25 protein-coding genes and 1 pseudogene are annotated in these 26,852 nt (G+C 53.2%); 11 read left to right on the top strand and 15 right to left on the bottom strand.

Annotation, left to right across the window (positions count from 1 at the left end):
• Nucleotides 1-126 precede the first annotated feature (126 nt).
• From ACYJL1_RS13620 to ACYJL1_RS13610, 3 genes are read right to left on the bottom strand one after another with little or no spacing between them, the layout of a single operon-like run.
• On the bottom strand, nt 127-2,478 hold the full coding sequence (locus ACYJL1_RS13620; protein ID WP_460895885.1) for an LPS-assembly protein LptD: 2,352 nt from the start codon (nt 2,476-2,478) through the stop codon (nt 127-129).
• 1 nt (nt 2,479) lies between these two features.
• Nucleotides 2,480-3,568, bottom strand: a complete 1,089-nt coding sequence (gene lptG, locus ACYJL1_RS13615) for an LPS export ABC transporter permease LptG (RefSeq protein WP_460895884.1) — start codon at nt 3,566-3,568, stop codon at nt 2,480-2,482.
• Nucleotides 3,565-4,728, bottom strand: a complete 1,164-nt coding sequence (locus ACYJL1_RS13610) for an LptF/LptG family permease (protein WP_460895883.1) — start codon at nt 4,726-4,728, stop codon at nt 3,565-3,567. The genes lptG and ACYJL1_RS13610 overlap by 4 nt, the downstream gene beginning before the upstream one ends.
• 314 nt (nt 4,729-5,042) lie before the next feature.
• Here ACYJL1_RS13610 and ACYJL1_RS13605 point away from each other — a divergent pair, with 314 nt between their 5' ends.
• The 5 genes from ACYJL1_RS13605 (at nt 5,043) to ACYJL1_RS13585 (ending at nt 8,898) form a co-directional block, all read left to right on the top strand.
• Nucleotides 5,043-6,533, top strand: a complete 1,491-nt coding sequence (locus tag ACYJL1_RS13605; protein ID WP_460895882.1) for a leucyl aminopeptidase — start codon at nt 5,043-5,045, stop codon at nt 6,531-6,533.
• A gap of 2 nt (nt 6,534-6,535) precedes the next feature.
• Nucleotides 6,536-7,159, top strand: a complete 624-nt coding sequence (locus tag ACYJL1_RS13600) for a glutathione S-transferase family protein (RefSeq protein ID WP_460895881.1) — start codon at nt 6,536-6,538, stop codon at nt 7,157-7,159.
• Between the two features lie 13 nt (nt 7,160-7,172).
• Entirely contained in the window at nt 7,173-7,622 is a 450-nt protein-coding gene (locus tag ACYJL1_RS13595; RefSeq protein ID WP_460895880.1) for a DNA polymerase III subunit chi, read from the top strand.
• A gap of 134 nt (nt 7,623-7,756) precedes the next feature.
• Nucleotides 7,757-8,350 (top strand): hypothetical protein, encoded by a 594-nt coding sequence (locus tag ACYJL1_RS13590; RefSeq protein WP_460895879.1) that lies wholly within the window; start codon nt 7,757-7,759, stop codon nt 8,348-8,350.
• Nucleotides 8,338-8,898, top strand: coding sequence for a GNAT family N-acetyltransferase (locus tag ACYJL1_RS13585; protein ID WP_460895878.1), 561 nt, complete (start codon nt 8,338-8,340; stop codon nt 8,896-8,898). The genes ACYJL1_RS13590 and ACYJL1_RS13585 overlap by 13 nt, the downstream gene beginning before the upstream one ends.
• Here the strand turns inward: ACYJL1_RS13585 and ACYJL1_RS13580 are convergent.
• Complete coding sequence (locus ACYJL1_RS13580) at nt 8,877-9,512, bottom strand: helix-turn-helix transcriptional regulator (protein ID WP_460895877.1); 636 nt, start codon at nt 9,510-9,512, stop codon at nt 8,877-8,879. The genes ACYJL1_RS13585 and ACYJL1_RS13580 overlap by 22 nt on opposite strands.
• A 117-nt stretch (nt 9,513-9,629) precedes the next feature.
• Between ACYJL1_RS13580 and ACYJL1_RS13575 the strand changes: the two genes are divergently transcribed.
• On the top strand, nt 9,630-11,060 hold the full coding sequence (locus tag ACYJL1_RS13575) for an MFS transporter (protein WP_460895876.1): 1,431 nt from the start codon (nt 9,630-9,632) through the stop codon (nt 11,058-11,060).
• Between the two features lie 96 nt (nt 11,061-11,156).
• Here ACYJL1_RS13575 and ACYJL1_RS13570 read toward each other — a convergent pair whose 3' ends face one another.
• Together ACYJL1_RS13570 and ACYJL1_RS13565 are read right to left on the bottom strand one after the other, a co-directional pair.
• Complete coding sequence (locus ACYJL1_RS13570) at nt 11,157-13,052, bottom strand: ABC-F family ATP-binding cassette domain-containing protein (protein WP_460895875.1); 1,896 nt, start codon at nt 13,050-13,052, stop codon at nt 11,157-11,159.
• Between the two features lie 255 nt (nt 13,053-13,307).
• Nucleotides 13,308-13,820, bottom strand: a complete 513-nt coding sequence (locus ACYJL1_RS13565) for a DinB family protein (protein WP_460895874.1) — start codon at nt 13,818-13,820, stop codon at nt 13,308-13,310.
• A gap of 66 nt (nt 13,821-13,886) precedes the next feature.
• On the opposite strand from ACYJL1_RS13565, the gene ACYJL1_RS13560 reads away from it, so the two are divergent.
• Both ACYJL1_RS13560 and ndk read left to right on the top strand, forming a co-directional pair.
• Nucleotides 13,887-14,579 (top strand): glutathione S-transferase family protein, encoded by a 693-nt coding sequence (locus tag ACYJL1_RS13560; protein WP_460895873.1) that lies wholly within the window; start codon nt 13,887-13,889, stop codon nt 14,577-14,579.
• A 117-nt stretch (nt 14,580-14,696) separates the two neighbouring features.
• Entirely contained in the window at nt 14,697-15,119 is a 423-nt protein-coding gene (gene ndk / locus ACYJL1_RS13555; RefSeq protein WP_115051775.1) for a nucleoside-diphosphate kinase, read from the top strand.
• A gap of 131 nt (nt 15,120-15,250) precedes the next feature.
• Here ndk and ACYJL1_RS13550 read toward each other — a convergent pair whose 3' ends face one another.
• The 5 genes and pseudogenes from ACYJL1_RS13550 to ACYJL1_RS13530 all read right to left on the bottom strand — a co-directional run bounded on the left by ACYJL1_RS13550 (nt 15,251) and on the right by ACYJL1_RS13530 (nt 19,529).
• A complete protein-coding gene (locus tag ACYJL1_RS13550) occupies nt 15,251-15,721 on the bottom strand; it encodes a molybdenum cofactor biosynthesis protein MoaE (protein WP_460895872.1) in 471 nt (156 codons plus the stop codon).
• 1 nt (nt 15,722) lies between these two features.
• On the bottom strand, nt 15,723-15,977 hold the full coding sequence (gene moaD / locus ACYJL1_RS13545; RefSeq protein ID WP_460895871.1) for a molybdopterin converting factor subunit 1: 255 nt from the start codon (nt 15,975-15,977) through the stop codon (nt 15,723-15,725).
• Between the two features lie 3 nt (nt 15,978-15,980).
• On the bottom strand, nt 15,981-16,565 hold the full coding sequence (gene pgsA, locus ACYJL1_RS13540) for a CDP-diacylglycerol--glycerol-3-phosphate 3-phosphatidyltransferase (protein WP_460895870.1): 585 nt from the start codon (nt 16,563-16,565) through the stop codon (nt 15,981-15,983).
• Between the two features lie 109 nt (nt 16,566-16,674).
• A pseudogene (gene uvrC / locus ACYJL1_RS13535) lies at nt 16,675-18,591 on the bottom strand (excinuclease ABC subunit UvrC); the annotation flags it as partial.
• A 155-nt stretch (nt 18,592-18,746) separates the two neighbouring features.
• Nucleotides 18,747-19,529: an SDR family oxidoreductase gene (locus ACYJL1_RS13530; protein ID WP_460895869.1), complete on the bottom strand. Its 783-nt coding sequence runs from the start codon at nt 19,527-19,529 to the stop codon at nt 18,747-18,749.
• A 471-nt stretch (nt 19,530-20,000) separates the two neighbouring features.
• On the opposite strand from ACYJL1_RS13530, the gene ACYJL1_RS13525 reads away from it, so the two are divergent.
• Entirely contained in the window at nt 20,001-20,645 is a 645-nt protein-coding gene (locus ACYJL1_RS13525) for an outer membrane protein (RefSeq protein WP_460895868.1), read from the top strand.
• Nucleotides 20,646-20,718: 73 nt separating this feature from the next.
• Here the strand turns inward: ACYJL1_RS13525 and ACYJL1_RS13520 are convergent, their stop codons facing one another.
• The 4 genes from ACYJL1_RS13520 to ACYJL1_RS13505 all read right to left on the bottom strand — a co-directional run bounded on the left by ACYJL1_RS13520 (nt 20,719) and on the right by ACYJL1_RS13505 (nt 23,660).
• Entirely contained in the window at nt 20,719-21,315 is a 597-nt protein-coding gene (locus ACYJL1_RS13520) for a glutathione S-transferase (RefSeq protein WP_460895867.1), read from the bottom strand.
• Between the two features lie 219 nt (nt 21,316-21,534).
• Entirely contained in the window at nt 21,535-22,281 is a 747-nt protein-coding gene (locus ACYJL1_RS13515; protein WP_460895866.1) for a ribonuclease T2 family protein, read from the bottom strand.
• 13 nt (nt 22,282-22,294) lie between these two features.
• Complete coding sequence (locus tag ACYJL1_RS13510) at nt 22,295-22,741, bottom strand: hypothetical protein (protein WP_460895865.1); 447 nt, start codon at nt 22,739-22,741, stop codon at nt 22,295-22,297.
• A gap of 58 nt (nt 22,742-22,799) precedes the next feature.
• A complete protein-coding gene (locus ACYJL1_RS13505) occupies nt 22,800-23,660 on the bottom strand; it encodes a 23S rRNA (adenine(2030)-N(6))-methyltransferase RlmJ (RefSeq protein ID WP_460895864.1) in 861 nt (286 codons plus the stop codon).
• 143 nt (nt 23,661-23,803) lie between these two features.
• Between ACYJL1_RS13505 and ACYJL1_RS13500 the strand changes: the two genes are divergently transcribed.
• Both ACYJL1_RS13500 and ACYJL1_RS13495 read left to right on the top strand, forming a co-directional pair.
• Nucleotides 23,804-24,646, top strand: a complete 843-nt coding sequence (locus tag ACYJL1_RS13500; protein ID WP_460895863.1) for an EamA family transporter — start codon at nt 23,804-23,806, stop codon at nt 24,644-24,646.
• 70 nt (nt 24,647-24,716) lie between these two features.
• A complete protein-coding gene (locus ACYJL1_RS13495; RefSeq protein ID WP_460895862.1) occupies nt 24,717-26,828 on the top strand; it encodes a molybdopterin oxidoreductase family protein in 2,112 nt (703 codons plus the stop codon).
• Nucleotides 26,829-26,852 lie beyond the last annotated feature (24 nt).

Raw genomic sequence — 26,852 nt, 5'->3', positions numbered from 1 at the left:
CAATCATTGTCCGCCCATAATAAGCGGGCTGTAGCCTTAGTGCTCTGGTGTTCGTATTTATTATTACTGTCGCTTTACTAAGGCAAAAGCATGACTGACCGCAAGAGCGGTCGTCAGGCGTAACAGTCAGATGCCGCCAATATCGACTGGTTCACCAACGCCCCAAAGCGTTCTGAACGAGATATTGAATCCGAATTTGGTCGTCTTGTCGCCTTCTGCACCCCTGGCGGTCACGGGCTGTTCTTGCTGATAATACATGCTGTATGTGAAGCATTCATCATCATAAGCCAGAGCTGCGGTCCGCTTCACCAACGTCTCGGATACGAGATCATATGTTCCTGATCCCAGAACGCGCCAGTTTGGCGTTATCTTGGCAGAGCCGCCCACCGTCACTTCGTGGCGGTCAGTCGGAAATCCATAGGTCTCCTGTTTGTCAATGAATGCATATTTGACAAAGGCTGAACCATACTTGCTGTCAGTTGTGCTGGCAACTTCAGCACGGCGCACTTCAAATGTGTCCTTGTCGAAGCGTCCGCCGGTGGTCAGGTTGAACCGGCCGTAATTGGCGCCAATCATGGCAACATAGTCGGAACGATCATCTTCAAGGCCGGACTCTGCTCCGACATTCACAAAGTCATTCGTATCGAACGAGTTTTGTCCAGCAATGTGGAATGATTGACCGGCAATACCATTCAGCGACAGACCGTTGCTGAATGTACCGGAATACCGAACGCCAAGATTGACACGTGTGCCGCCTTCAACCCGGTCATAGCCGGAGAATTTGTCACGTTCGAACAGGCTGGATGCATCGAAAACAAAGCTCTGCGCATCCTCGTTCGGCATTTCGCCCGCATAAGGCTCATTGTTGCGAACGAAAAGCTGAGCCGTTGGCTCGAGAACATGAGTCGCGCTCGTTGTCGAGAACAGGATGGGCCATCTGGCTTCAAGGCCCGCTGTTGCCATGCCGCGGAATGCTTCAGAACGCACCACACCAGCCGTATCGGAATCCACATACATTCCATCGCCACGCAAAGCGAGAAGAGGGGTGATGACAAGTCCGTTCGGTGCAATGAATGTGCGCTTCCACTCAGCTTCGGCAGTTAGTCGTCCGTTATTGCCTTCAACACCAGAAATATATCCACCATCACAAATCGTTGGTTCACCACGCGGAGTGGAACATGACGACCTGTCCCGATGTAGAGCTTGCAAGTTCACATCGAAGTTCAATTCGCCGCCTGCAACTGATTGAGTTGGTGTGTAAGCGTAATCCAAACTTGGCATTACCCAAGGTTGTTTCGTTTCCTGTGCGCGGGAGTTATTATTGTCAATCGATTCCTGAACAAGGAAATTATAGAACCGAAGATCGAAATAGTTTCGATCATTGATACCCGTTAGATATACCTGATTGGTGATATTGTAGCCGTCATAGTCGTCAATACCATATCGATAGGCGAATGCCTTGTCAGACTGAGCCATAACATTCCAGCCAACAGTCCATCGTGGATTGATCTTCAAAGCGCCCTTGGATGCGATCATGCCGCGACCATGGTTGTCGCGGTCAACATCCTCACCTTTGTCAAAAGCCCCGGGATCGCGCTGGCTGATGCCGGCAACCTTGATCGAATACTCGCCATTGTTCAGGCGATGGCGCCATTCAGCTTCACCGAGAAAACCCTGTTTACTATAATAGGTGCCGGTAAGCGTCAGATCATAATTGGGCGCAAGAGCCCAGAAATATGGGACAGAAACGCCTGATCCAAGGTCAGTTTCGTGCTTGTAGCTCGGAATGAGAAAGCCGCTTTTGCGCTTGACCGTCGGGTCAGCAATTTCGAAAGCCGGAAGGAAAGCCAACGGCATACCGAACATTTCAAAGCGGCCGCGCTCGAAACGAATAGTCTTTTTCTTGCCGTTCCAAATGATCTTTTGCGCGCGGACCTGCCACAGCGGGGCTCTGTCCGGCTTTGTTCGGCAAGGCTCACAGGCAGTATATATACCGTTGTTGAAGGTTGTAATTTCACCGCCAACACGCTCGGCGCTTTCAGCTGCGAACCGTGTATTGTCAGCGGACTCAACGCGCAGGGCGTTGACAAAGCCTTCGCGGAAATCATCGGTGACATCAAGGTTTTCAGCGTAAATCCGATTGCCGTCTTTTTCGACAATCTCGACCTTGCCCATGGCCTTCAGCCGGCCAGTCTTCTGATCATACGTAACCTGACGCGCAACAAGCCGGTTTCCATCATAGTCAATCTGCACGCCGCCGACGGCGGAAATCGTCTTGGCATTGATATCGTAGATAAGCTCGTCTGATTCCAGAAGAAGCTGTGCATTTGGATTTGTCTGGACAGTACCCGTAAGTGCATCACTCGTCTGGGCATAGGCTGGGAGTGAAATCCCGCCCGCTAGGCATAGCACTGCCGTCCCGCACAACAAGCGTGCGAGCCACGACGGTAACACCGAGCGCGTTATATTCAATCCCACTCTAACCATCCTCCTTGTGCAACAGAAAGGAGACCCCAAAGAATGTTGCAATCAACACGGGTGTCCATGCGGCAATGAAAGGCGGGACGAATCCCGCATTGCCAAATGCCTTGACCACAACAGTGACGACATAAAGCACGAAGCCCGCCAGGACGCCACCCAGAATCATCGTTCCGGATTGTCCAAAGCGAACAAATTTCAATGAAACTGTTGCAGCGATCAAAGTCATCGCCATCAATAGAGCCGGTAAAGCCAGCAAAGACTGGTAATGCATGTCAAAACTGTTGGCTGAATAACCGAAAGAGCGGGCTGCGGCAATTTTGTTACGTAGCTCGAAAAAAGGAATCGTTTCAGGCTTGGCGAGGCTTTCTTCAACGAATTCAGGGCGAAGATGCGTCGGAATGCGCACAGAAGCCAGCGGAACAGGGGTTTCGCCAAGCACAAATTTGGTCACATTGTTGAGTTCCCAATAGCCGTCTTTCAAATCAGCTGTTCGTGCATCAAGGCGTTCCTGAATGTCCTGATTTTTGTCCAGCCGAATGAAAGTGGCGTCAACCAATCGTAAACCACGATTGACGATAGATTTGGCTCCAATGATGGTTTCACCTTCTTCGGTCTTTTGCCGAAGCCAGGGCACGCGGTTCGTACTGACATCATTTGCTTTCCCGGAACGCCATTCCGAAGTGATCAGCTCACTTCGCTCGTAGCCATAAGCGGCGAGGGGATTGACCAGAAGTATGGCAATAAGACCAAAAAGCAAGGCACCCGCGCAGGCCGGTAGCAGGAACTGCCACGCTGAAACGCCGACTGAGCGTGCGACCACCAGCTCGTACTTCCTGTTGAGCGAAATCAGCGTTGCCATGGCAGAAAACAGGGCAATGAAGGGAAACACCTGCTGCATGATGAAAGGGATGCGCATCGCTGATATGCCGAATGCAGCGAGCGGCGAATAATCGGGCAATGGCGACAATTTGCCCGACAGCTCGGTAAAGTCGAGAATGAGCGCCAGCGCGAAGCTCCCCAGCAGAAAATATGCCGTGATCGTCACATAGCGCAAAAAGAAATAGCGACCCAGAGTCCAGCCTATCATTTGCGATGGCCTCCGCGTTTGCGCTTAAACAGCTTCGTGCTTACGCCTGCGAAGGCTTCCTGCCGTGCCGCCAGATTTGACTTCAGCCACTTTGTCCAACTGTCAGGAAGACCAATTTGCCGGTTCGTGGCCAGTGCATAGCTTGCCGCGAGACCTGCAAACAGCGGTATTGCTATCAAAAGCGGCAGCAAATTAGCGTTCTTGTTGGTGTTTTGACCTGTCGAGTAGGCCATCCAGAACACAATAAGGCTAAGCGTAATGGCTGTGAACGAGGCGGAGATTCGTGCTTCGCGATGGGAACGTGAGTCGGCGGCGGCTGCCAGTGCAATCAGCGCAAATACAAAAGCATAGCTCCACTCAGTGAAGCGCTTGTATATTTCAGACGTGAAACGCTGTGGATTGCTCTTGTATTGTTTGTCGTTTGGATCTGGATTTAACAACTGCTCCAGAGGGCGATCTTTTGCATAAATGGTGGGCTCGTGCTCGTCTGCTGCCAGAAATGCCGCCAGATCGAGTGCATATGTATTGAACTTGATGATGGAAACATTGCCGGTCTGGACGTCCCTACGATCAATTTCTCCATCTTTCATGACCAGAAGGCTCTGGCTTCCTGTTTCAACGACCAGCCCTTCCTTTGCATAATAGATCAGATCGGTCGTTGGATCGCGTGAATCGGAAACGAATAGCCCTTTGATCGAGCCATTGGAGTCGCGTGCTTCGATCTGGATATAGAGATCATCGGCCAATTTCTGAAAAGCACCTTGCTGCACCACAAGATTGACGACATCGGCATTCGCGTCGGCAATCATCTGGCGCATATTGAGGCTGGCATAGGGCGCAACGAAATTTGCAATGATGAAAGATGAAATCGACACGACTGCAGCAAAAACCAGAACAGGGCGGATAACAGCCGAGCGCGGCGCACCAGCGGCATTGATAACGACAAGCTCCGAATCCTGGTTCATTGTCGAAAGCGTCTGCGTAACAGCAATCACCAACGCAAACGGCATGACAAGTGGGAAGGCCGATGGAAGCAGATTGGAACTGAACTTGAGGATGTAAAAAAAGTTCTGTCCACTGGTCGTCAGGAAGTTGATACGTCCGAGCACCTGAACAATCCAGGTCACGCCGACTGCAGAAAGCAGGACAGCAAAAAACATGACGACGATCCGTCGCAAGATATATATCTCAATCAGGCGCATGTCATGTTTCGCAAGAAGAGTTCCGCCACCTTGTTTAACCACCGGACCGGAAAAGTCCGGGCTGTTCAATTTATCCCATGAACTTCATGGAATTTTGGGACGAACCCGTTACGTGTTCTATATACCGACTTTAGTTCAATCTAGTCAGGCTTGGCTAAAAATAGGCGAAGAAAGCTGGTTAACAAGGTGTTAGTCCACATCCTTCGTTGAGTTCCTTATTTCATCACGTTTGATAAATAAGAATATCACGTTTTGTTCAATCTGGAGATATCATGTCCAAACGCCCATCCATCAGTTTTGCAAAGCTCGCGCCAATCGAAGGTAATACCGCCGTTCTGCTGGCCGTTGCTGAAGGCAAGGTCGCTTCGGAGGCCGAATCCGTTATTGGTGCCGCTGCGCTGTCGCGTATCATCAATGTCTCGGATTTCAAAGGCAAACTGGCTTCAGCAATTTCCACAATCGCTCCTGCGGATACTCGCCTTGATCAGTTGGTGCTTATAGGAGCGGGTGATCCAGACAAACTTAAGGCCGATGATTGGCTGAAAATGGGCGGTGCCGCGCTTGCGAAAGTGGCCGGTGTGAAAAACATATCCGTGGTTCTGGCTCTTCCCGATATGGAAGTTGCGGCCACGAGTGCTGCTGATTTTGCGCTCGGCATGTTGCTGCGCTCCTATAGTTTCAACAAATACAAAACGAAAAAGAACAAGGATGGCGAAAAGGACTATCGCTCCACACGCATAACCATTCACGTTGCAGATCCTCAAGCAGCTAAAAAAGCCTTTGCTCAGGCAGAGGCTGTCGCAGAAGGCGTTATGCTGGCGCGCGATCTGGTGAATGAACCTGCCAATATGCTTGGGCCGATCGAATTTTCCGAACGTATCGAGGAATTGAAGAAACTCGATGTGAAGGTCGAAATATTATCTGAAAAGGACATGAAAAAACTGGGAATGGGCTCGCTTTTGGGCGTTGCACAGGGCTCTTCCCATCCGGCGCGTCTGGCTGTCATGCAGTGGAACGGGGGCAAGAACAAGGATGACCCTATTGCTTTCGTCGGTAAGGGAGTGACCTTCGATAGTGGTGGTCTGTCCATTAAAACGGCGGGCGGCATGGAGGAGATGAAGGGCGATATGGGTGGCGCTGCAGCGGTCACCGGCCTCATGCATGCTTTGGCCACGCGCAAGGCAAAGGTGAATGTCGTCGGCGTGATTGGTATCGTGGAAAACATGATCAATGGCGAAGCCCAGCGTCCGGGCGACATCGTGACCTCAATGTCGGGGCAGACAATAGAAGTGCTCAATACCGATGCGGAAGGACGTCTTGTTCTGGCGGATGCACTTTACTACTGCAATGACCGTTTCAATCCCAAATTGATGATCAATCTCGCCACGCTGACAGGGGCGATCATGGTGGCGCTTGGCCTTCATCATGCAGGCCTTTTCTCCAATGATGACGAACTGGCGGGCCAACTTTTAGAAGCCGGTCACGCCACAGGGGAAAAACTCTGGCGTATGCCGCTTGGACCAGAATATGACAAGCTTCTGGATACCAAGAATGCCGACATGAAGAATATTGGGGGACGTTATGGCGGCGCGATTATCGCTGCACAATTCCTGCAACGGTTCGTTGGCGATACGCCTTGGGCGCATCTGGATATCGCGGCCACAGCAATCGGCGCTCCCACGAATGAATACAGCCAGTCATGGGCTTCGGGTTTCGGCGTGCGACTTCTGGACAGGCTGGTTCAGGATAATTTTGAAGGTTGATCGTGGAAATTGCGCTCTACGGAACGTTTGAAAGCGTATATGTGCGCATTGTCAGACTTGTCCTCCTCGCAAAGGGGGCCAAGTTTGCAATGGTGGAATCCGATCCCTTCGAGGGCAATCTGCCTTCCGACTATGACCAACTGCATCCTTTCAGGAAAATCCCGGCGATAGAAATAGATGGTTTCCGTCTTTATGAGACTGACGCCATTGTCCACTATATCGACGCAATTTTTCACGATCCGAAATTGGTGCCATCATCCGCTAAGGATACAGCGCGCATGCGGCAACTCATGCGAATTATTGACGGCTATGCTTACCGGCCATTGGTTTGGGGGCTTTACGTTCCAGCTTACTGGCGCGGTGGCCTTGTTCCGACGCAAGAAGCAATCGACCAGTCACGGCAGGTTTTGGGTGTTTTAGAGGGATTTCTTAAAGAAGCACCTGCTGCCGCTTTTTCAGCACCCACACTTGCCACATTCTATATTCTGAGCACCTTGGCAGCCGCCGATACGGTAGAGCCCGGCACCACGCTGATTGACGAGAGGCCACACTTGCGGGAATGGTGGGATTCGATGCGCGTATCCGCCAGTATGGTCGAGACACGACCGGACTGCATGAAATTCTGACATACGGAACGAAATGACCGAAATTCTCTTCTACCACTTAACTGAATCAACGCTGGAAAATGCGTTGCCCGGACTTGTCGAGCGTTCACTGGACCGGAAGTGGAAGGTTGTCATTCAAACGGGCTCGGAAGAGCGGCGAGACTCTCTGGACAATCATTTATGGACGTGGTCGGATTCGTCATTTCTTGCTCATGGCACGGATCAGGAGGCAAACCCGGAGGAGCAGCCGGTTATCTTGACGACCACTGACGCCAATCCCAATGCAGCAACTGTCCGCTTCCTCGTCGATGGTGCGGTGCCGAGCGACGCTGAAAATTACGAGCGGCTTATTTTGATGTTCGACGGCCACGATCAGCATCAACTTGAGCAGGCCAGGGCCCAATGGAAGCTATTGAAAGATCAGGGCCATGCATTGACCTACTGGCAGCAAAATGCCGAGGGGCGTTGGGAAAAAAAGGCCTAAGCAATTTCAGGAAAAGTAGGAACCGGTTTTCCGTCCGGAATTGCGAAAAATCAAGATGGAGCAATTTCAGGAAAAGTGGGAACCGGTTTTCCGTCCGAAATTGCGTAAATTGGAATTGCTTTGAGGGGGCGCCGATGCGTTTCGTTTTCCTGATTCTGCTTGTGATCGGTGTTGTTTTCGGCATTGGCGGGCCATGGATGGCGTTGAATTTCTCTGGAGAGGAAATTGGAACCTGGCGTGTTTATGATCGCCCCGGTCCTTATAAGCCGGTAACAATTGCCTTGAAAGCTGAGGATGCGCCGATCCGTGCCTTTGTCGATATGCAAACGCTTCGCAATTTTATCCCGACCGTAAGCCGAACCGCTTTGACTGCGGTCGTCACGCATAAGGGCAAGGATGTCCTTGTTGAAACACTGAACTACACCGGTTCAAAAGCCACCAACAAAGGTTCGCCGCAGGGGCAGCAAATCTATCGCGATGAAATTGGCGATATCAATCTTACCGAGGACGGAGACTATCTCTTCACAATTGGACCTGGGGATTTTGACGGTTTGGAAGTGGCGCATGTTGATCTGGTTTTGCGCAAGAATGTCGCGGTCATTGACTGGCCTATCATGCCCGCAGGCATTGTTTTAACAGTGGTTGGCATTGTCGGGCTCCTGTTTTTGCGTCGCCGCCGCAAAGCAACGCCGCTTCCCGCTCCACCGCAGTCAAAATGGGGCAGGTAGTGGCCAGTCAGGCTGCAAAATTTCCTGTTATGGTCACGCAAAGGCTGCGCTTGCGGCAGTTCGAATCGAAGGATGACAAGGGTCTCCACGCATGCCTTGGCAGTCAGGAACTCGTGCAATATTGGGATTTTGCACCGTGCAGGAATATTCAGGAAACGCGTGGCTGGGTCCGGGCTCTTGCAAAAGTGGCGCAGCCGGAACAGGCGATGGCCTGGGCCGTGGCTGATATCAAGACCGATGAATGTATCGGAATGGTCAATTATCATCACCGCGAAGCCTATAGCCGCAAGCTTGAGATAGGCTATATTCTCCGGGCGGAGTATCACGGCCAGGGCCTGATGACCGAAGCGGTCAAAAAAATAATGACCCACTGCATTGATCAGCTGAAAACGCGGCGCATCGCGGCGATTATCCATCCGGATAATGCGCCGTCAATCCGGTTGGTGACGCGGTTGGGCTTCGAGTTTGAAGGCGGACCTCTTCGTGATTATTGGCGGGTAGGGGATCGTTTTATCAGTCCGGTGGTTTACAGTTTCATCGCAAGCTGATCGCTCTGTTTTGTCCTTGCTGTAATCGTATAGGCACAACGCCGAGCGCCCTTGAGGATATGCTCGAAACGCTTGACTTCAACATCGGGTCCAAGCGCGGCCTGAAATACCTCAAGTTCGGAGCGGCAAAGTTTCTGGCAGGCCTTTGCTGCAACGCAGATCGGGCAATGGTTCTCAACAAGAACGAGATTGCCTTCAGCATCGCGGGTGCTTGTGGCCATATATCCTTCCGCCGAACGAATGGCTGCAAGCTGTTCCACCTTGGCTTCAAGACTTTCAATCGGCTCAAGTGCGAGTTGATACTGATTAAGCGTAGCCTGTTCACGGTGGGTAATCAGTTGATCCAATCCGGCTTCCCCGAAAACCGCAGAGATTGAGGTGATGAGATCTCTGGTCAGTCCAGCATGGTTATCCGGAAATTGCCCGTTTCCGGCATCCGTTAGATGCCAGAACCTCTTCGGTCGCCCCACGCTTTCACGGCTGTCTTCATAATCGACAAGACCGGCTTCATGCAGTCGGCCCAGCATCTGGCGAACAGCGACCGCTGTAATATCCAGCCGCTCTGCCAGAGCCGTTGCCGTCTGGGCCCCGTTCACTTTCAAGGAATAAAGCATGCGATTTGTCGTACGATCCTGCATGGTGCCAATATAGATATAAAAATTAAAAAAGCTATTGCTTGTTTTATAAACGGGAATATAAAAAGAAAAATGTTGTTTAATTGAGGAAATGCCATGAGTGACCATGCTCAATCCAGCGAAGCCCGCTGGTCCGAACTTTTAACCGCTGATTATTCAGCAGCAACAACGACATTATGTCTGGGTGTTGCTCTTTTTGCATTCAACGGGTTCTTGGTGTCCACATCGCTTCCAACTGCTGTGGGTGAAATTGGCGGCATCGAGCTGATATCGTGGGCGTTTACGCTCTATCTGGTGTTTTCCATTGTCGGTGGCGCCAGTGGCGCCCTGTTGAAAGCCCGCTTTGGCTCACGCACCGCGCTTGTTGGCTCCGCCTTGGTATTTCTGGCCGGTACATTGATTGCGGGCTTTGCGTCATCCATGACCGAGGTTCTGATAGGCCGGGCCCTTCAGGGGGTGGGCGAGGGCATTATCGCTGCCACCTGTTACGCGCTGATCCCGGAACTGTTTCCATCGCGGCTTGTCGCCAAGGTCTTTGGTGCTGAAGCGGTCGTTTGGGCGATTGCGGCATTCGGTGGTCCGCTGGTATCCGGCATGCTGACAGAGAATCTGTCCTGGCGCGCTGCCTTCCTCATCAATGTGCCTTTGGGACTGATCTTCATTGCGCTAACATTCCGCATCGTTCCGCGTTTTTCCGGCGAGGTACAACGGTTAAGCGTACCATTTCTGCGCCTGTCTGCCATTGGTGCCGGTATCATGCTCGTTGCCTTGGCCAGCATCATGCAAAGCGTGCCGATGGAAGTACTTTTCGTCGCCGGTGCAGCCATCGTTCTTGCTTCGGTGGTTGCTCTTGATCGGCGCAGCGACACACCGCTCTTTCCATCAGACGCTTTCTCGCTCAACTCCACCGTTGGTATTGGTTTGTGGATTGTCTTGTTCATGCCGGTCGCACAAGCGTCAACTTCCGTCTATCTGGTCATGACCTTGCAGAACCTTTGGGGTTATGGCCCGACCAAAGCTGGTGCTTTCAGTGCAACTTTTGCAATTGCATGGAGCCTGTTTGCCATTCTTGTTGCCAATATTCAGGATCCTCGCCGCCGTGCGTGGATGATTCGCCTTGGACCAACACTGCTCGTCAGCGGCCTTGCCACCATCGTCTTTGGTTTCTCGTTGGACGAACCTCTGGTGGTTATGCTTGGGCAGATATTGATCGGCACGGGCTTCGGTATAAGCTGGGGCTTCCTTAGCCAGACAGTCATGGAAGCTGCCAAAAGCGGCGAGCGTGATCGCGCATCGGCCCTGCTGCCCACCCTGCAATCAGCAGGCTATGCCATTGGCGCTGCCATAGCGGGTCTTGCTGCAAACGCTGTCGGCTACCCGTCTGCTACAACGCCGGATGCATTGCGGGAAGCCTCTATTATGATTTTTGCAGTATCGACAATCATCGGGCTGGGCGCGCTGTTTGCTGGCTACGCACTGCCATTGCGTAAAAAGACAATGCTTGCAATCGACCTGCCCAAGCTTTGACAGGCTTTCAAGGGATAGGCTGTTGCTGAACCCTTGAAATATCCAGGAGAGGGGGCGGTTTCGACCTGCACGTCCCCTCTCTTGCGATTTTCTGAATTATAAGTCTGCCATGGCCGCTTCGTATTCGCTGGACAGCGCCAGCCATTCTTCCTCGGCACGCGCCAATGAAGACTTGGCATAGCCAATCTCTTTGCCGATCTGCGTCGCCTTTGCCGGTTCGCGGGAGTAGATAATCGGGTCTGCCAGCTGGATTTGTAGCGAGTCAATCTTCTTCTGAAAGCGTTGAACCTGTGCTTCGGCTTCCTGAATCTTTTTCTGCAATGGCTTCAATGCTTCGCGTTTTTGGGCGGCCAGCTTGCGCTGTTCTGCTTTGCTGAGCTTCTGGCCTTCTTCGACGACGATCTTATTGCCCGAGCGCTCGGCCTTGGCATCAGCCAGAACCAGCGAGCGGTAAGCGTCAAGATCGCCATCATAAGGCGCTACAGCGCCATCACGCACCAACCACAGCCGGTCCATTGTTGCTTCGATCAGATGGCGATCATGAGCAATAAGGATAACGGCACCGTCAAATTCATTGAGCGCATGCATCAATGCCTCGCGGCTGTCGATATCGAGATGGTTAGTCGGTTCGTCGAGGATCAGCAGATTTGGGCCTTCAAAGGTCGCAAGACCCATCAAAAGCCGGGCTTTTTCACCGCCGGAAAGATCTTTGGCTGCTGTATTCATCTTGACCGTAGCGAGACCCATGCGCGAGACGCGCGCGCGCACCTTCGCCTCCGGTGCATCCGGCATCAGCTTGCGGACATGCTCGATGGCATTGTCTTCCGGTACGAGATCGTCGAGCTGATGCTGGGCAAAGAAAGAAATCTTCAGATTCGATGCAACCGTGATCTTGCCTTTTTGCAAAGGCAGGCGCCCACTGATCAGCTTGGCAAGCGTCGACTTACCATTGCCGTTCGATCCGAGCAGCGCAATGCGGTCATCCGCATCGATACGCAGGTTCAAATGCTTGAGAATGGGTTTGCCGGGCGTATAGCCAACCTCACCGCTTTCAATCGCGATAATGGGAGAGGCCACAACCTTTTCCGGTTCGGGAAAATGGAACGGCATCACATGATCTTCGATATGGGCGGAAATCGGCTTCAGCTTCTGCAATGCCTTCAAGCGGGATTGAGCCTGCTTGGCCTTGGACGCCTTGGCGCGAAACCGCTCCACAAAGGCTTCCATGTGCTTTCGGTGCGCTTCCTGTTTCGTGCGTGCCTTTTGCTGAAGTTCCAATGCTTCTGAACGCAGGCGTTCGAACTGATCGTAATTGCCCTGCCAAAGCGTCAACTTGGTTTGATCCAGATGGATGATGGAATTGACAGCGGAATTCAAGAGGTCGCGATCATGGCTGATAAGGATGACCGTGTGCGGATAACGGCGCACGTAATCTTCCAGCCATAACGTGCCTTCCAGATCGAGATAGTTGGTCGGCTCGTCGAGCAGCAAAAGGTCCGGTTCAGCAAACAGCACCGCTGCCAGCGCAACACGCATGCGCCAGCCGCCGGAAAACGATGATGCCGGTCGTTTTTGCGCTTCCGCATCAAAGCCAAGGCCAGAAAGGATCGCTCCAGCACGTGCTTCAGCCGAATGCGCATCGATATCGGCGAGTCGGATATGAATATCAGCGATGCGATGCGGATCGGTTGCAGTTTCCGCCTCGGCCAGAAGTTCAGTGCGTTCCTTGTCGGCGGCAAGCACAATTTCAATCAGTGAATCTTCAGTACCGGGCGCTTCCTGTGCCACCTGACCGATACGGATATTCTTCGGCAAAAAGAAATCGCCGGTCTCCGCATGAAGTTCGCCTGTGATGACCTTGAACAGCGTGGATTTGCCCGCACCGTTGCGGCCCACAAGCCCGGCTTTTGTGCCGGATGGGAGATTGAGACTGGCGTGATCGATCAGCAAACGGCCGGCCATCCGCACGGAAATATCGTCGAGAATAAGCATGGCCGCGCTTTTGCACGGGAAATCTCATTTCCGCAAGTTATTCGTGTTTAAAAGTCAGATTGCACGGCTGCTATGCGTGGTTCGCCCTTCGACAAGCTCAGGATGGCTCACCATGAGGAAGGTTGATGCTCCGCAATAATGTCACTGAAGCTGCAATTTTTGGTGCCCTGCAACCCACCACCTCCCTCATCCTGAGCTTGTCGAAGGGTGCTATTGCGTTCTTGCAAAGATTTTCAATAGTTTGAAGCAAGAGTTCTAAGAATAGGGCCTGCCTTCTTCGGTCCTTTGAAATTGGATAAGATCGAACGAAGGCGCGGTCTTACCCAGCGCTGTTAAAATGGCGTGAGCCTGACCGCGATGATGAGTCTGGTGATTGAACAGATGGGCCAATGCAGGGGCAAGTCTTTGGCTAACGGTGCGCATATCGCTGACTGTCGTATAGGTGAAACGCCCGGCTATCGCTGCACTGTCCAACCCTCGCACCCAGTTGAAAATTCGGGCATCTTCCTGTTCGCGCGCTGCTTTCAACTCATCGAACTTGTCAAAGAGTATCGCATCGAGAGCCTTGGGAGCATCACTTTCACCGGTAAAGCGAAACATCCAGATGCGGTCAGTCACCAGCAGATGATTTAATGTCCGGTGCAGAGAGCCGAAAAAAGCGCCCATGTCACGACGATATTCCTCATCATCAAGCTCGACTGTTGCCATATAAAGCCGCTCATTCACCCAGCGGTTATATGCCGCCAGCATTTGAAAATGCTGTTCCATCCCGTTGACTTCCCCATCCCAAGAGTCAGTATTGCTGACATATTATATCGAGCGAGGTGATTTGCTATGGGAATTGTTCTGCACGAGCTTGTCGGCACTGACAAGAGCCGTCCATTTAGCCCTCATTGCTGGAAGACAGTGATGTCACTTGCTCATAAAGGACTGCCATTCGACAGGAATGCGGTATCTTTTATTGATATTCCGAAACTTGAAGATAGCTACTCCACCAAGGTCCCGGTGATGAGGGATGGCGGGCAGCTTGTGGCGGACTCATTCGACATCGCGCTTTATCTGGAGGAGCACTATCCGGATCGTCCCTCGCTTTTCAAGGGCGAGGGTGGGCGCGCTATGGCCCGCTTTGTCGAAGGCTATTCGCAGATGATCCTGCACCCGTTCCTCAATCTTGTTGTTCTGATGCCCGTTCATGATGTGCTCGACGCTCCCAACCAGGCCTATTTCCGCGAAAGCCGCGAACAGATTTTCGGACGCAGGCTGGAAGATGTCGCCGCTGACCGCGATGCAAAGCGCGATGCTTTCACCAAAAGCCTGGCCCCGATCCGCAAAATGCTGCTCTCGCAGCCCTTTATTGGCGGAGAAACGCCGCTCTTTGGCGACTATATTGTTTTCGGCGCGTTCCAGTGGGCAAGAGTATTGACGCCGTACAAGCTGTTTGACGATGGAGACCCGGTGGCTGACTGGTTCGAGCGGTGCCTCGATCTGCATGACGGCATTGCGCGCAAGGTAATGGCCGCGGTGTAAGAGGGGCACTTTGGGAGGGGTATTCAATCGCATTGGCTAAAAGGTCTCTTGGCAAATGGACCTCCTGCCGCTATAGACCCGCCATCCAATCTCCCCAAATGACAAGGTTTCATTTACATGGCAATTGAACGCACTTTCTCGATGATCAAGCCCGACGCGACCCGCCGCAACCTCACCGGCGCCATTACAGCCAAGCTTGAGGAAGCCGGTCTGCGTGTTATCGCTTCCAAGCGCGTCTGGATGAGCCGCCGCGAAGCTGAAGGCTTCTACGCAGTGCACAAGGATCGTCCTTTCTTCGGCGAATTGGTAGAGTTCATGTCTTCCGCTCCAACCATTGTTCAGGTTCTGGAAGGCGAAAACGCCATCCTTCGCAACCGCGAAGTCATGGGCGCGACCAACCCGGCCAATGCTGACGAAGGCACGATCCGCAAGACCTTCGCTCTTTCGATCGGTGAAAATTCGGTACATGGTTCCGATGCACCTGAAACAGCAGCGGAAGAAATCGCCTACTGGTTCTCCGGTACAGAAATCGTCGGCTGATTTTTAAGCTGATGGATGAGAAAAGCCGGGCTCGCCCGGCTTTTTTTATTGGCTTTAAGCCATGATTGACAGGGTAATAAGCACCAACACGGCGATAAAACCAACGACCAGCGAAAATATTGCAAGCCGGTTCAAAGACTATGCCAGCGCTTGAACGCTTCCTGATCCTTGGTCTTGGCTTCGATCCAACCGCGCTCTTCTCCGGTAATCAAATGTTCTTTCTTCCAAAATGGTGCCGTGTTCTTCAAATAGTCCATGAGAAATGATGCGGCATTGAATGCTGCCTCGCGGTGCACCGATGCCGCCATGACCAGCACAATATTTTCGCCAGGCTTGATCAGTCCAAATCGGTGGATGATTGTGAGACCGGTCAGCGTCCAGCGTTCCAGCACGTCGGCTGCAACGCGGCCCATTTCTGCTTCTGCCATGCCGGGATAATGTTCGATCTCCAGCGCAGCCAGCGTTCCGGCTTCATCGCGGCACAGCCCGCTGAATGTAACCACGGCGCCAATATTCCGGCTCTCTCCGGAAATTTGCCTCATCTCAGTGGCGATGTCGAAATCGTCGTGCTGAACTATGATCCGTGGCTGCACCGCGTCCATCTCATCCCCCGGTCATCGGCGGAAAAAGTGCGATCTCGGTTGCTCCCTTGATAGGGGCGTCGTGTTCCACATGTTCCTGATTGATGGCGACGCGGATCACATTCTCATATTCGAGAGCGGCGGCATATTCTTCGCCGCGGGTTTTCAAATGAGCCAGCAGGTCGCTGACTGTGATGATTGCTGGATCAAGCTCAATCACTTCCTCGCCTTTTCCGATCCGCTCACGCACCCATGCGAAATAGACGAGTTTAGTCATCGGTCAATCCACCACATGTTTCAGGCCAGCGCGGAAGTAATCCCAGCCAGTGTACAGCGTTATCAAGGCTGCGCTCCACAAAAACACGATACCAAGAATTGTGATGATTGGCACGATCTTGTCTCCCGCCGGGCCTGCAAGAAGAAATGCCACGGCGACCATCTGAATCGTGGTTTTCCATTTTGCCAATCGGCTGACAGGCACGCTGACTTTCAGTTCTGCCAGATATTCACGCAGGCCAGAAACCAGAATTTCGCGGCAAAGGATGATGATTGCCGCCCAGAGTGTCCAACCGGCAATTGTGCCATCAGCCGCCAGGAGCAGCAGGCAGGCGGAAACCAGCAATTTATCCGCGATCGGATCGAGCATGCGGCCTATGGTCGATGTCTGTTTCCATATGCGCGCCAGATAGCCGTCAAAGAAATCAGTAATGCTGGCCACGATAAATATGGCGAGCGCGCCCCACCGGGCTGCATCGCTGGATTGAAGACGTCCTTCAAGAAAAAAGCACAGGACAACCAGTGGCACTGCGATAATACGGGCATAGGTAAGAATATTCGGTAACGAGTAGGCGTTGTTTTTGGGCATATTTCCAACCATTCAAATCATTACCGATCAAAGGGACTTTAGCGCCTTACGTCAAGCTCATCATGGCCAAGTCAGGCGCAATTATGTCTGAAATCAACCAGCTCCGTCTCTATGTACGGAAATGATCGCGAATTGTAACCGCCATGGCTTCAGATATACCGTCGACCTTCATCAAATCTTCGACAGCAGCCCGAGAAACGGCCTTGGCAGTGCCAAATTGATGCAACAGCGCACGTTTGCGTGATGGTCCAATACCTGCAATCTCATCGAGCGGGTTCTTGACCATCTCCTTCTTGCGTTTCGCCCTGTGCGTACCGATAGCAAATCGATGTGCCTCATCACGCAGCCTCTGCAGGAAATACAGAACGGGATCGCGCGGGGGCAGGGTGAAGGCCGGCTTTCCTTCCATGAAAAAGCGTTCGCGGCCAGCATCGCGGTCTACACCCTTGGCGACGCCAATGGCAGTCACCTTGTCGGCAAGACCCATCTCGTTGAGGATGCCGCGCACGGCGCTCATCTGGCCCTGACCGCCGTCGATGAGGATAATATCGGGCCAGGCCGGAAACGCATCTGAATCATCGTCAAACTCATCAATTTCGACGTCCTGGGCTGGCATATCCTTGTTTTCCGGCGTGCCATGCTCCTTGACCAGACGGCTGAAGCGCCGCTCAATCACTTCCCGCATCATGCCAAAATCATCGCCGGGCGTAATATCTGTCGAGCGGATATTGAATTTCCGGTACTGGTTTTTGACAAAGCCCTCCGGCCCCGCAACAATCATGCCGCCAATCGCGTTGGTGCCCATAATGTGGGAATTATCATAGACCTCGATGCGCCGCGGCGTCTTTTCCAGTCCGAATGTCTCGGCCACACCTTTGAGCAGGCGGGACTGCGACGATGTTTCTGCCAGCTGCCGCCCCAAAGCTTCACGCGCATTGCTCAAGGCATGCTCGACCAGCTCTTTCTTTTCGCCGCGTTGTGGAACAAGGATTGTGACCTTACGCTCGGATTTGGCTGTTAGCGCCACTCCCAGCAATTCCTGATCCTCGACTGCTTCGGAAAGCAGGATCATCGAAGGGCAGGGCTTGTCATCATAAAATTGCGACAGGAACGCGCCCAGGACCTCTGCTCCCGACAATGATGGGTCCGCCTTGGGATAATAGGCGCGGTTGCCCCAGTTTTGCCCTGTCCGGAAAAAGAACACCTGAATGCAGGTAACGCCGCCATCCTGATAGATAGCAAAAACGTCGGCCTCCTCGACCCCCTGTGGATTGATGCCCGAATGCGATTGCACATGGGCTAACGCCGAAAGCCTGTCGCGATAAATGGCAGCACGCTCGAAATCGAGATCAGCGGAAGCATCGCGCATCGCATTGGAAAGATGGGTCTTTACCGCCTGACTCTTGCCCGAAAGAAACGCCTTCGTCTCGGCAACCAGTTCGTCATAGTCGCGCTCATCAATTTCCCCGGTGCAAGGGCCAGAGCAACGTTTGATCTGGTAGAGCAAGCAGGGACGGGTGCGATTCTCATAAAAGGAGTCCGTGCATGTGCGAAGCAGAAAGGCGCGCTGCAAGGCCGTAATGGTTCTGCCGACAGCACCCGCAGAAGCGAATGGGCCAAAATAGTCGCCCTTGCTCGACCGCGCACCACGATGTTTGAAAATGCCGGGCGCAATGCGCCGCTCGCCCGATTTTGGCGCAGTGAGCAAAATATAGGGAAACGATTTGTCATCCCGCATCAACACATTAAAACGCGGACGCAAGCGCTTGATCAGATTCGCTTCCAGCAGCAGAGCTTCGGTTTCCGTGCGGGTAACCACGAACTCCATTTTCATGGTTTCGCGGATCATGCGCGCAATGCGATTATTGTGGCCCTGTCCGCGCGCATAGTTCGAAACGCGTTTTTTCAGGCTGTGCGCTTTGCCGACATAAAGCACATCGCCTGCCTCATTGAACATGCGATAGACGCCCGGTTTATTAGGCAGGCGTTTGACGAGTTCGGCAATGACATCAGCACCGCTATTGCCGTCGCTGACGATTGCTGAATCCCATTCGATTGCACTGATAAGCGCTGCAACGTCCCGCACCGGTTCGCTGCCGCTATTGGACAGGTCAATATCTTCTGCCACATCGAGATCGGGATCGACCCCTTCAGAGGTGGTCAATTGTTTTGCCGGTTCGTTCATTCTGCAATTCCCGTCGCATCAGCCGTTTTCCAAGCCAGATGCTGCCCGCCATCAAGGGCGATCATTTGCCCCGTAATAGAGCGGGTCTCCCAAAGATAACGAATAGTGCGGCCAAATTCGGAAAGGTCCGGGCCACGCTCCAGCAAAAGGCTGCTGACCTGCTGATTGAAGTCATGCTGGTCCTGCCGGTCGCTCGGCATGGTCGGTCCGGGGCCGATGGCATTGACGCGAATGCGAGGCGCCAATGCCTGCGCCAGCGTTTGGGTAGCAGTCCAGAGGGCACTTTTCGACAAAGTATATGACAGGAAATTGGGTGTCAGTTTCCATACGCGCTGATCAATAATGTTCACAATCAGCCCATCCCGCCCATCGGGGAGAAGCGAGGCGACGGCGTCTGCAAGCAGCACCGGCGCCTTGACATGGACAGCGAAGTGATTGTCCCAAATGACATCATTGGCGAGATTGCCAATTGCGTCTTCCTGAAAGACAGAAGCATTATTGACCAAAAGCTGAACTGACCCAAGTCGATCCTGCACCTGGGAAACCAGTCTCCTTGCAGCATCGCTGTCCGTCAGATCTGCTTCTACAATGCAACCCTTGCCGCCTTTGCCCTCGATTGAGGCAAGCAGGGCCTCGCCCTCGGCGCGCGAATGATTGCTGTGTATTGCAACAGAAAATCCCTGGTCGGCCAGATCTTCAACAATTGCCTTGCCGATGCGCTTGGCACCACCAGTTACAAGGGCAATCGGTCGATCAAGCGTCACAGTTTTCTCCTTCATGGGTGATTCAACGTTAAATATAGGCAATCGATCGACCATGCGCGAGGGGATAACGTCAGCAATGAACAGTTCCAGTCAAACGCTATTGGATCTGGCTTTTTGGGAGGAATGGCACGTAGATCGCCGGTTTATCACGTCTTTCCCAAAGACCAATGCAAATATTAAGTAAGTGTTAAGTATACTATATTGCAATGCAATATTGTTTGACTTTAAAGCGAATTTTACACAAATAGTAATGGATTTCTATTTTGTCATCTTATTTGTAGACCATTGAATTTAATGGATAAATACAATTGTTGCTGAAAAACCACATCGCATTTCGGCCATTTTCCGGACAGTTTCTTTTCACAGTCCGGCACGAGTCCCGCCACATTGAAGAGCGAATGTCATCCTCGTCAAGCGGACGTAATTTGGTTTCCCCCCGACCAGAGGCCCGCTGCGTGTAAATAGAGTTAAAAAAAGGAGATTGCGATGCGCACTCTTAAAACAATGATCCTCGCTTCGGCGGCTGTGCTTACGCTCTCCGCCCCGGTTCTTGCTGCTGATGCTATTGTCGAACAGGCCCCAGCTCCTGAGGCTGTACCGTTCGAACAGCCCGTTGGCGGCTGGGATGGCGCTTATATCGGTGCTTATGGCGCCTACGGTTGGAACAAGAACAAGACATCTGAAGGTAAGCTTGATGCCGATGGTATGAAGGGTGGCGCTTATGGCGGTTACAACTTTCAGAACGGCCAGTTCGTTTATGGTGTTGAAGGCGATATCGGTTACTCCGGTGCCAAGGAACGCAGTTTTGGTTACAGAGCCAAACAGGGCGTAGAGGGTTCAGTACGTGCCCGCGCCGGTGTCGCTCTTGATCCGGTCCTGCTTTACGGCACAGGTGGTGTTGCCATGACCGAAGGCAAGCTCAGCGGTCCTGATGGCAGCGATTCCAAGACTCATGTTGGCTGGACAGCCGGTGTTGGCGCAGAAGCCAAGATCACGGAGAACATTGTAGGCCGTGCTGAGTATCGTTACACCGACTTCGGCAAGAAGAACTACGATCTTGGCGGTCTCGACGATGTGTCGAACAAGATCACAACGAATGAAATTCGTCTGGGTGTTGGTTACAAGTTCTAATACAGTCTGATTTGACGAAAAAGCCGGGCAGGAAACTGTCCGGCTTTTTTGTTATTGAGACGTTTAATAGCGATTATTTCGGCAGCAGTGCTGCCAGTTCCGGATGCAATTCCTCGAACCGCCTTTGCCAGCGTGTCAGTTTAGAGCGTCCTTTTTCCCATTTGCCTTCAAACCGCAGGCTGGCATAGCCGAGAGCCGCAGCCAGCGCGATGTGACCGCCATGCAGTTTTTTGCCAAGACGGGGAGGCGCTGCGTTCAAAACGTCCAGCACACGAATTGCCTTGACCCATTGACGATCCAGCCAAGGTTCGTAGACTTTCTCTTCTGGACGAAAACGGCGCTCATAGACATGCGCCAGCAAAACATCGCAAAGCCCATCGGCAATGGATTCAAGCTGTTCAGCTTCAAGGCGCTTTTCCGCATTGCGCGGGAAGAGCTTGTTGCCGGAAACCCGATTGAGATATTGCATAATGACGCGGCTGTCATAAATGGCCTTGCCATCATCAAGGATGAGCGTCGGAATTTTACCAAGCGGATTGGCACTGACCAATTCCGGCGGCTGGGCATTGCTGTCAACGAGAACGGACTCGATCGGGATAGCTGCATAGAGCGCTGCCATGCGCACCTTGGTGCTATAGGGAGAAGCAGGGGCATAAAGAACTTTGGTCAAAATGAACTCCAATGCGATTCGATATGAAACGGTAAACTTCATGTGGGCTTATGAAAAGGGCGTGCTTCGGCTGGCATTGCCATTGTGCGTGGTTCGACGGGGCTCACCATGAGGAAGGTTGTTAGTTGCAGTAGCGTCTAACCTCGAAATAACATGGTGCAGCCAACACACTTTCCTCATGGTGAGCCCCGTCGAACCACGCAGCTAAGGTAATGCAGATTAAAACGCTCCCGGCATATCGACCGCGTGCCTGCGGCAGGAGGACCTATCCACCTCCGGGCAAGAGCGGAAATTGAGATCCTTCGTCAGGCAGATGCGCACCTCCCGCAAATACTCACGATCACAGGTCACTGCGATGCCGTCTTTTTGCAGACCCGGATTGGCGGCCGCGAACGCTTGTTCGAGCAATTGAGGGTTAATGGCAGCGCGCTTGGTGGGTTGGCGATACGCAGAGGGAATGGAGACACGCTGCGCGGCCTGCCGCATCGTTGCAAAATAGTCCGGCTGTGTCAGACCACTGCAAGAGCCGTGTTTGCGCCACTGATAGGTGACCAGCCCTGTCGATGGCATGATATCGGAAAGTTGCCTGGCTTGGGCAAAGGGGACATTGCGAGGTTGTGATGTATCGCAGTCCTGCGGATACCCCTGTTCATATTGCGGCCAAAGTCCGTGCACCAGAAAACCATAAGGTCTGCCGGAGGCGCATTGTTGCCGGTTGGCGCGGTCACCTTCTGCAGCGCAATAGCTTGGAGACCATGAAAGCGCGAGAACATAATAGTCAAACCCGCTTCCAATTGCCAATGTCTCGCCCGTGGGCCGACTTGACGACCGACTTGTCGGCACCTGTTCTGCATCTTGCGTCGCAGTGCGGGGAACGGGCGCATCCTGCTCACGCAGATAAGTCAGAATGCTGATGCCGACCAGTGCTGCAAATAGAAGATAGCGCGCAAGCTTTCCAACCGGCATCAACTGACTTCAATCAGCGGAGTGTGCGGCAGCTTCCGTTATAGACGTGCCAGCGATCAAATCCGGCAAGGCAGAATTCGACATTATTGCCAACGCCGACAAAGCCTTGACCATGCTCCACCAGATACCAGACCGGTTGTTGGCTTCCATCCGAAAGATGAGCCGTGGCACGGCAATAATGCCGTTCAACAGCGTCCATTTCAGGATCAGCGCTTGGTTCATGGCGTGTCTGCTGCACATCGCTGAAATTATCGATGGCGACCTGCGGCAGGTTTGGAACATGCCTTACCTGATAGGAGAATTTATTGACGATGCGGTTGAGCACGCGTGCCTGTCCGCAGGTCTCGTCATAGCTTTGAGCCGGGCCTTCGACATAATCTGCGGCCATGACAGGAGCGGCAGATGAGAGAGCAACACCAACGGCGAAGCTTGCGGCAATGAATGACGAAAAGCGTGACATGGATTTATTCTCCGGGACATATTTATGTGTTGCAATTTCAACCAGCGATAGCGTCAGGTCAAGCGTCAACTTGCTCGCCGCGTATCCAATCGACCCTGAACCCTGCATTCGGCTGGTCACTGAGGATTTTCGACAACGCCGGAAGGATGATTCGCAACTCTGCTTCCAGCGTGAAGGGTGGGTTGACGATGATCATTCCGGTTCCGTCGAGCCTCGGTTCGGATGACGGCGCTCGAATCATCAGCTCTGTCCGCAATATCTTGGGAATACCGGTTTCCGACAGCATTTCCGTAAAGCGTCGCACTTGCGAGAGGTCTTTCACCGGATACCACAATGCAAATGTGCCGCCGGAAAAGCGTTTATGCGCGCGTGTCAGGCCGTCGACCAGTCTGTCAAACTCGCCGCCTACTTCAAATGGCGGATCGATCAGCACCAATCCACGCTTTTCTTTTGGCGGTAGGTGGGCTCCGAGCGCCAGCCAGCCGTCAAGCTCTGTCACGCGTGTTTGAAAATCACCTTCAAAAACCTCTGCCAGCAATTTTGCATCTTGTGGATGCAGTTCCAGCGCGGAAAGCCTGTCCTGCTTGCGCAGCAAATGCCGGATGATCAGCGGGCTGCCGGGATAATGACGCATCTGGCCATCGGCATTCTCCGCGCGGATGATGTCGAGATAAGGCGTCAGCAGTTCCGTCACAGGGGCGTCAAGCTTGGCCTCCATCAACCGCCCGATGCCGCTCACCCATTCGCCGGTTTTGCCTGCTTCCGTACCCGTCAGATCATAGCGGCCAATACCCGCATGCGTGTCCAAAACGCGAAACGCCTGTTCCTTGCGTTGCAGATAAAGGACAATGCGCGTCAGGATGATGTGTTTGACCACATCGGCGAAATTGCCGGCATGATAGGCGTGACGATAGTTCATGCGCCGCTTGTTTCATGATGTTCGCCTCGTCGCAAGATGGTTGATGTTAAAGTTGAAATTATACGACTTGCTGGCATTCATGGTTTTGTCATAGAGCAAGGCTGCATGCCCGATTACGCGGTGTGCGGCAGGTAGATCAATCAATGTCCGGAACAGTTGTCCTCGTCGTCCTGTTTGCAGCGCTCATGCATGCAAGCTGGAATGCTGTCGTCAAATCGGAGGGCGACAAGTTTCTCAATACGGTCGTGGTTGTCACCTCAGCGGGATTGATCGCCGCTGTCTGTCTTCCATTTTTGCCAGCGCCCGCCCGCGAAAGCTGGCCATTTCTGGCCGCATCAGGCGTAGCGCAGGTTATTTATCTCGCCTTGGTTGCTGCGGCCTATCGCAGTGGCGATATGAGCCAGGCCTATCCGATCATGCGGGGCACGGCCCCCTTGATCGTTGCCGTTGCCAGCGGTCCTCTAATCGGGGAAGTGCTTTCTTTGCAAAAATGGACTGGGATAGCCCTGATATGTGCAGGCGTTCTTGCGCTCGCACTGGAGTCGCGCCGCCGCGCCGGTGCAAATCGCGCCACGACTATTTTCGCCTTGATCAATGCAGTCGTGATTGCGTCCTATACCTTGATTGACGGATTGGGCGTACGCCATTCCGGCGCGCCTGCCGCCTATACAATGTGGGTATTCGTATTGAATGCTGTTCCACTTCTGGTCTGGACGCTTTTCATGCGGCGCGGCGAGCTCTGGCCGCATTTTCTCAAGCGTACCCGTCTGGCTACAATCGGCGGCGTTGGTACGCTTGGTTCTTATGGCCTCGCTCTCTGGGCAATGACCATGGCGCCCGTCGCTGCCGTGGCGGCCCTTAGGGAAACCTCAATCCTCTTCGCGGTCGCCATTTCCGCATTTATCCTGAAAGAACGAGTTGGCCCCAAGCGTCTGGCTGCTGTCGCGCTCATCGCCGCCGGTGCCGCCGTGATGCGGCTCGCCTGAATTGCCAAAGCTTGTCACCAAGACAAAAAGCTGCATTTCTGTCGTTGATATTTTGAGCTAGGTTTAAGCAATGAACAAGCCAGTCCTTCTCCGTACCGGGCATTCCGCTTGCCCTCATGATTGCCCGTCCACTTGCGCGCTTGATATCGAGATACTCGATTCAGGCATGATAGGCCGCGTTCGCGGTGCCAAGGACAACAGCTATACGGCAGGCGTGATCTGCGCCAAGGTTGCGCGTTATGCCGAGCGTATCCATCATCCGGATCGCCTGTTGAAGCCGCTGGTTCGCAGCGGTGCAAAAGGTGAGGGCATCTGGAAGGAGGCAAGCTGGGAAGCGGCGCTTGATCTGATTGCCGAACGCTTCCTCAAAGCTGAAGCCGATTATGGCTCCGAAAGCATCTGGCCCTATATTTATGCTGGCACAATGGGGCTGGTTCAGCGCGACAGTGTACACCGGCTTCGCCACGCCAAGAAATACACCAACACATTTGACAGTATCTGCACCAACCTTGCGACGACTGGCTTCTTTGCCGGAACGGGCAAGCTGGCTGGCGTCGATCCGCGTGAAATGGCGAAATCCGATTGCGTGGTGATATGGGGTACGAACGCTGCGGCAACGCAGGTCAATGTCATGACCCATGCCGTACGTGCCCGCAAGGATCGCGGCGCGAAGATCGTTGCCATCGATATTTATGAAACTGCGACAGTCCGTCAGGCCGATCTTGGACTTGTGCTGAAGCCCGGCACAGACGGGGCTTTGGCTTGCGCTGTCATGCATATCCTGTTCCGCGATGGCATGGCGGATTGGGACTACCTAAACGCCTATACAGATGATCCAAAAGGCTTGGAGCAGCATCTGCAAAGTCGCAATCCTGAATGGACCGCAGCGATCACCGGGCTATCAGTTGCTGAAATTGAAGAGTTTGCCAGACTTGTCGGCACAACAAAGAAAACCTTCTTCCGCCTTGGCTTCGGCTTTACCCGGCAACGCAATGGCTCGGTCAACATGCATGCCGCTTTGTCTATTCCCGCTGTCACCGGCGCATGGAAATATGAGGGTGGCGGGGCATTCTATTCCAACTCCGGCATATACAGCATGGACAAGCGGGAAATTGAAGGCCGTGCCTTTGCCGACCCTTCCATACGCCACATAGACCAGAGCCGTATTGGTGCAGCGCTGACGGGTGATCCGAGCGCGCTTTATGGCGGCCCGCCTGTCATGGCGATGCTGGTTCAAAACACCAATCCGGCCAATGTTGCGCCGGAACAGCGTCTCGTACGGCAAGGGATGCTGCGCGATGATTTTTTCATGGCTGTGCATGAGCAATTCATGACCGACACTGCCAAGCTGGCGGATGTCGTACTGCCGGCGACCATGTTCATGGAACATGATGATATTTATCGTGGCGGCGGCCAGCAGCACATTGTGCTTGGCCCAAAGCTGATTGATGGGCCCGGCAAAACGCGCCCAAATCTGTTCGTTATCAATGAGTTGGCAAATCGTCTTGGAGTTGGCGATCTTCCCGGTTTCGGCCTCGATGAAAAGACGCTGATCGACAATATGATGCATTCCAGCAATCTACCGGGCTTCGATATGCTCAAGCAATTGCGCTGGATCGATATGCAGCCGGATTTTGAAACAGCGCACTATCAGAAGGGTTTCAGCTGGCCCGATGGAAAATTCCGCTTCAAGCCTGACTGGACAGGAACGCTGTCGCCAAACAGACCACCGCAATCCATGGGACCACAGGGGCCATATAAAGCCTTGCCGCAATGGCCTGATTATTTCCAGTCTATTGAACTGGCTGACGAGAGGCATCCGTTCCGCTTGGCGACATCGCCAGCGCATAATTTCCTTAATTCCACCTTCGCCGAAACGCCGACATCCCTTCAAAAGGAGCGCAGGCCCGAATTATTGATCCATCCGGAAGATGCGGAAATGCTCGGTATTAATGAGGGCGACCGCGTGGAGGTTGGCAATGATCGCGGCGCGGTCATTCTTCACGCGCGTGTTCAGCCTTTGACGAAACGCGGTGTGGTGATCTCAGAAGGAATATTCGCCAATTCTTCCTTTGAGCGCGGCGAGGGGATCAATGTGCTCACCGGCGCTGATGCACCCGCGCCCTATGGCGGCGCGGCATTTCACGACAACAAGGTTTGGGTGAAGGTGGCTTTGGACTAAGGGGTTGTCCCGTTTTAGGCCGTG

The sequence above is a fragment of the Phyllobacterium sp. K27 genome (assembly GCF_054796155.1).
This window is presented reverse-complemented; position numbering and strand designations above follow the sequence as displayed.

Coding starts and splice junctions, on each gene's coding strand:
- ACYJL1_RS13505 (WP_460895864.1), bottom strand. CDS start 23,660: ATGAACTATCGTCACGCCTATCATGCCGGCAATTTCGCCGATGTGGTC.
- moaD (WP_460895871.1), bottom strand. CDS start 15,977: ATGACTAAACTCGTCTATTTCGCATGGGTGCGTGAGCGGATCGGAAAA.
- ACYJL1_RS13495 (WP_460895862.1), top strand. CDS start 24,717: ATGAACAAGCCAGTCCTTCTCCGTACCGGGCATTCCGCTTGCCCTCAT.
- ACYJL1_RS13515 (WP_460895866.1), bottom strand. CDS start 22,281: ATGCCGGTTGGAAAGCTTGCGCGCTATCTTCTATTTGCAGCACTGGTC.
- ACYJL1_RS13560 (WP_460895873.1), top strand. CDS start 13,887: ATGGGAATTGTTCTGCACGAGCTTGTCGGCACTGACAAGAGCCGTCCA.
- ACYJL1_RS13590 (WP_460895879.1), top strand. CDS start 7,757: ATGCGTTTCGTTTTCCTGATTCTGCTTGTGATCGGTGTTGTTTTCGGC.
- ACYJL1_RS13595 (WP_460895880.1), top strand. CDS start 7,173: ATGACCGAAATTCTCTTCTACCACTTAACTGAATCAACGCTGGAAAAT.
- ACYJL1_RS13575 (WP_460895876.1), top strand. CDS start 9,630: ATGAGTGACCATGCTCAATCCAGCGAAGCCCGCTGGTCCGAACTTTTA.
- ACYJL1_RS13580 (WP_460895877.1), bottom strand. CDS start 9,512: ATGCTTTATTCCTTGAAAGTGAACGGGGCCCAGACGGCAACGGCTCTG.
- ACYJL1_RS13565 (WP_460895874.1), bottom strand. CDS start 13,820: ATGGAACAGCATTTTCAAATGCTGGCGGCATATAACCGCTGGGTGAAT.
- ACYJL1_RS13500 (WP_460895863.1), top strand. CDS start 23,804: ATGTCCGGAACAGTTGTCCTCGTCGTCCTGTTTGCAGCGCTCATGCAT.
- ndk (WP_115051775.1), top strand. CDS start 14,697: ATGGCAATTGAACGCACTTTCTCGATGATCAAGCCCGACGCGACCCGC.
- ACYJL1_RS13530 (WP_460895869.1), bottom strand. CDS start 19,529: ATGAAGGAGAAAACTGTGACGCTTGATCGACCGATTGCCCTTGTAACT.
- ACYJL1_RS13550 (WP_460895872.1), bottom strand. CDS start 15,721: ATGGACGCGGTGCAGCCACGGATCATAGTTCAGCACGACGATTTCGAC.
- ACYJL1_RS13605 (WP_460895882.1), top strand. CDS start 5,043: ATGTCCAAACGCCCATCCATCAGTTTTGCAAAGCTCGCGCCAATCGAA.
- ACYJL1_RS13570 (WP_460895875.1), bottom strand. CDS start 13,052: ATGCTTATTCTCGACGATATTTCCGTGCGGATGGCCGGCCGTTTGCTG.
- ACYJL1_RS13610 (WP_460895883.1), bottom strand. CDS start 4,728: ATGTTTTTTGCTGTCCTGCTTTCTGCAGTCGGCGTGACCTGGATTGTT.
- pgsA (WP_460895870.1), bottom strand. CDS start 16,565: ATGCCCAAAAACAACGCCTACTCGTTACCGAATATTCTTACCTATGCC.
- lptG (WP_460895884.1), bottom strand. CDS start 3,568: ATGATAGGCTGGACTCTGGGTCGCTATTTCTTTTTGCGCTATGTGACG.
- ACYJL1_RS13525 (WP_460895868.1), top strand. CDS start 20,001: ATGCGCACTCTTAAAACAATGATCCTCGCTTCGGCGGCTGTGCTTACG.
- ACYJL1_RS13585 (WP_460895878.1), top strand. CDS start 8,338: ATGGGGCAGGTAGTGGCCAGTCAGGCTGCAAAATTTCCTGTTATGGTC.
- ACYJL1_RS13510 (WP_460895865.1), bottom strand. CDS start 22,741: ATGTCACGCTTTTCGTCATTCATTGCCGCAAGCTTCGCCGTTGGTGTT.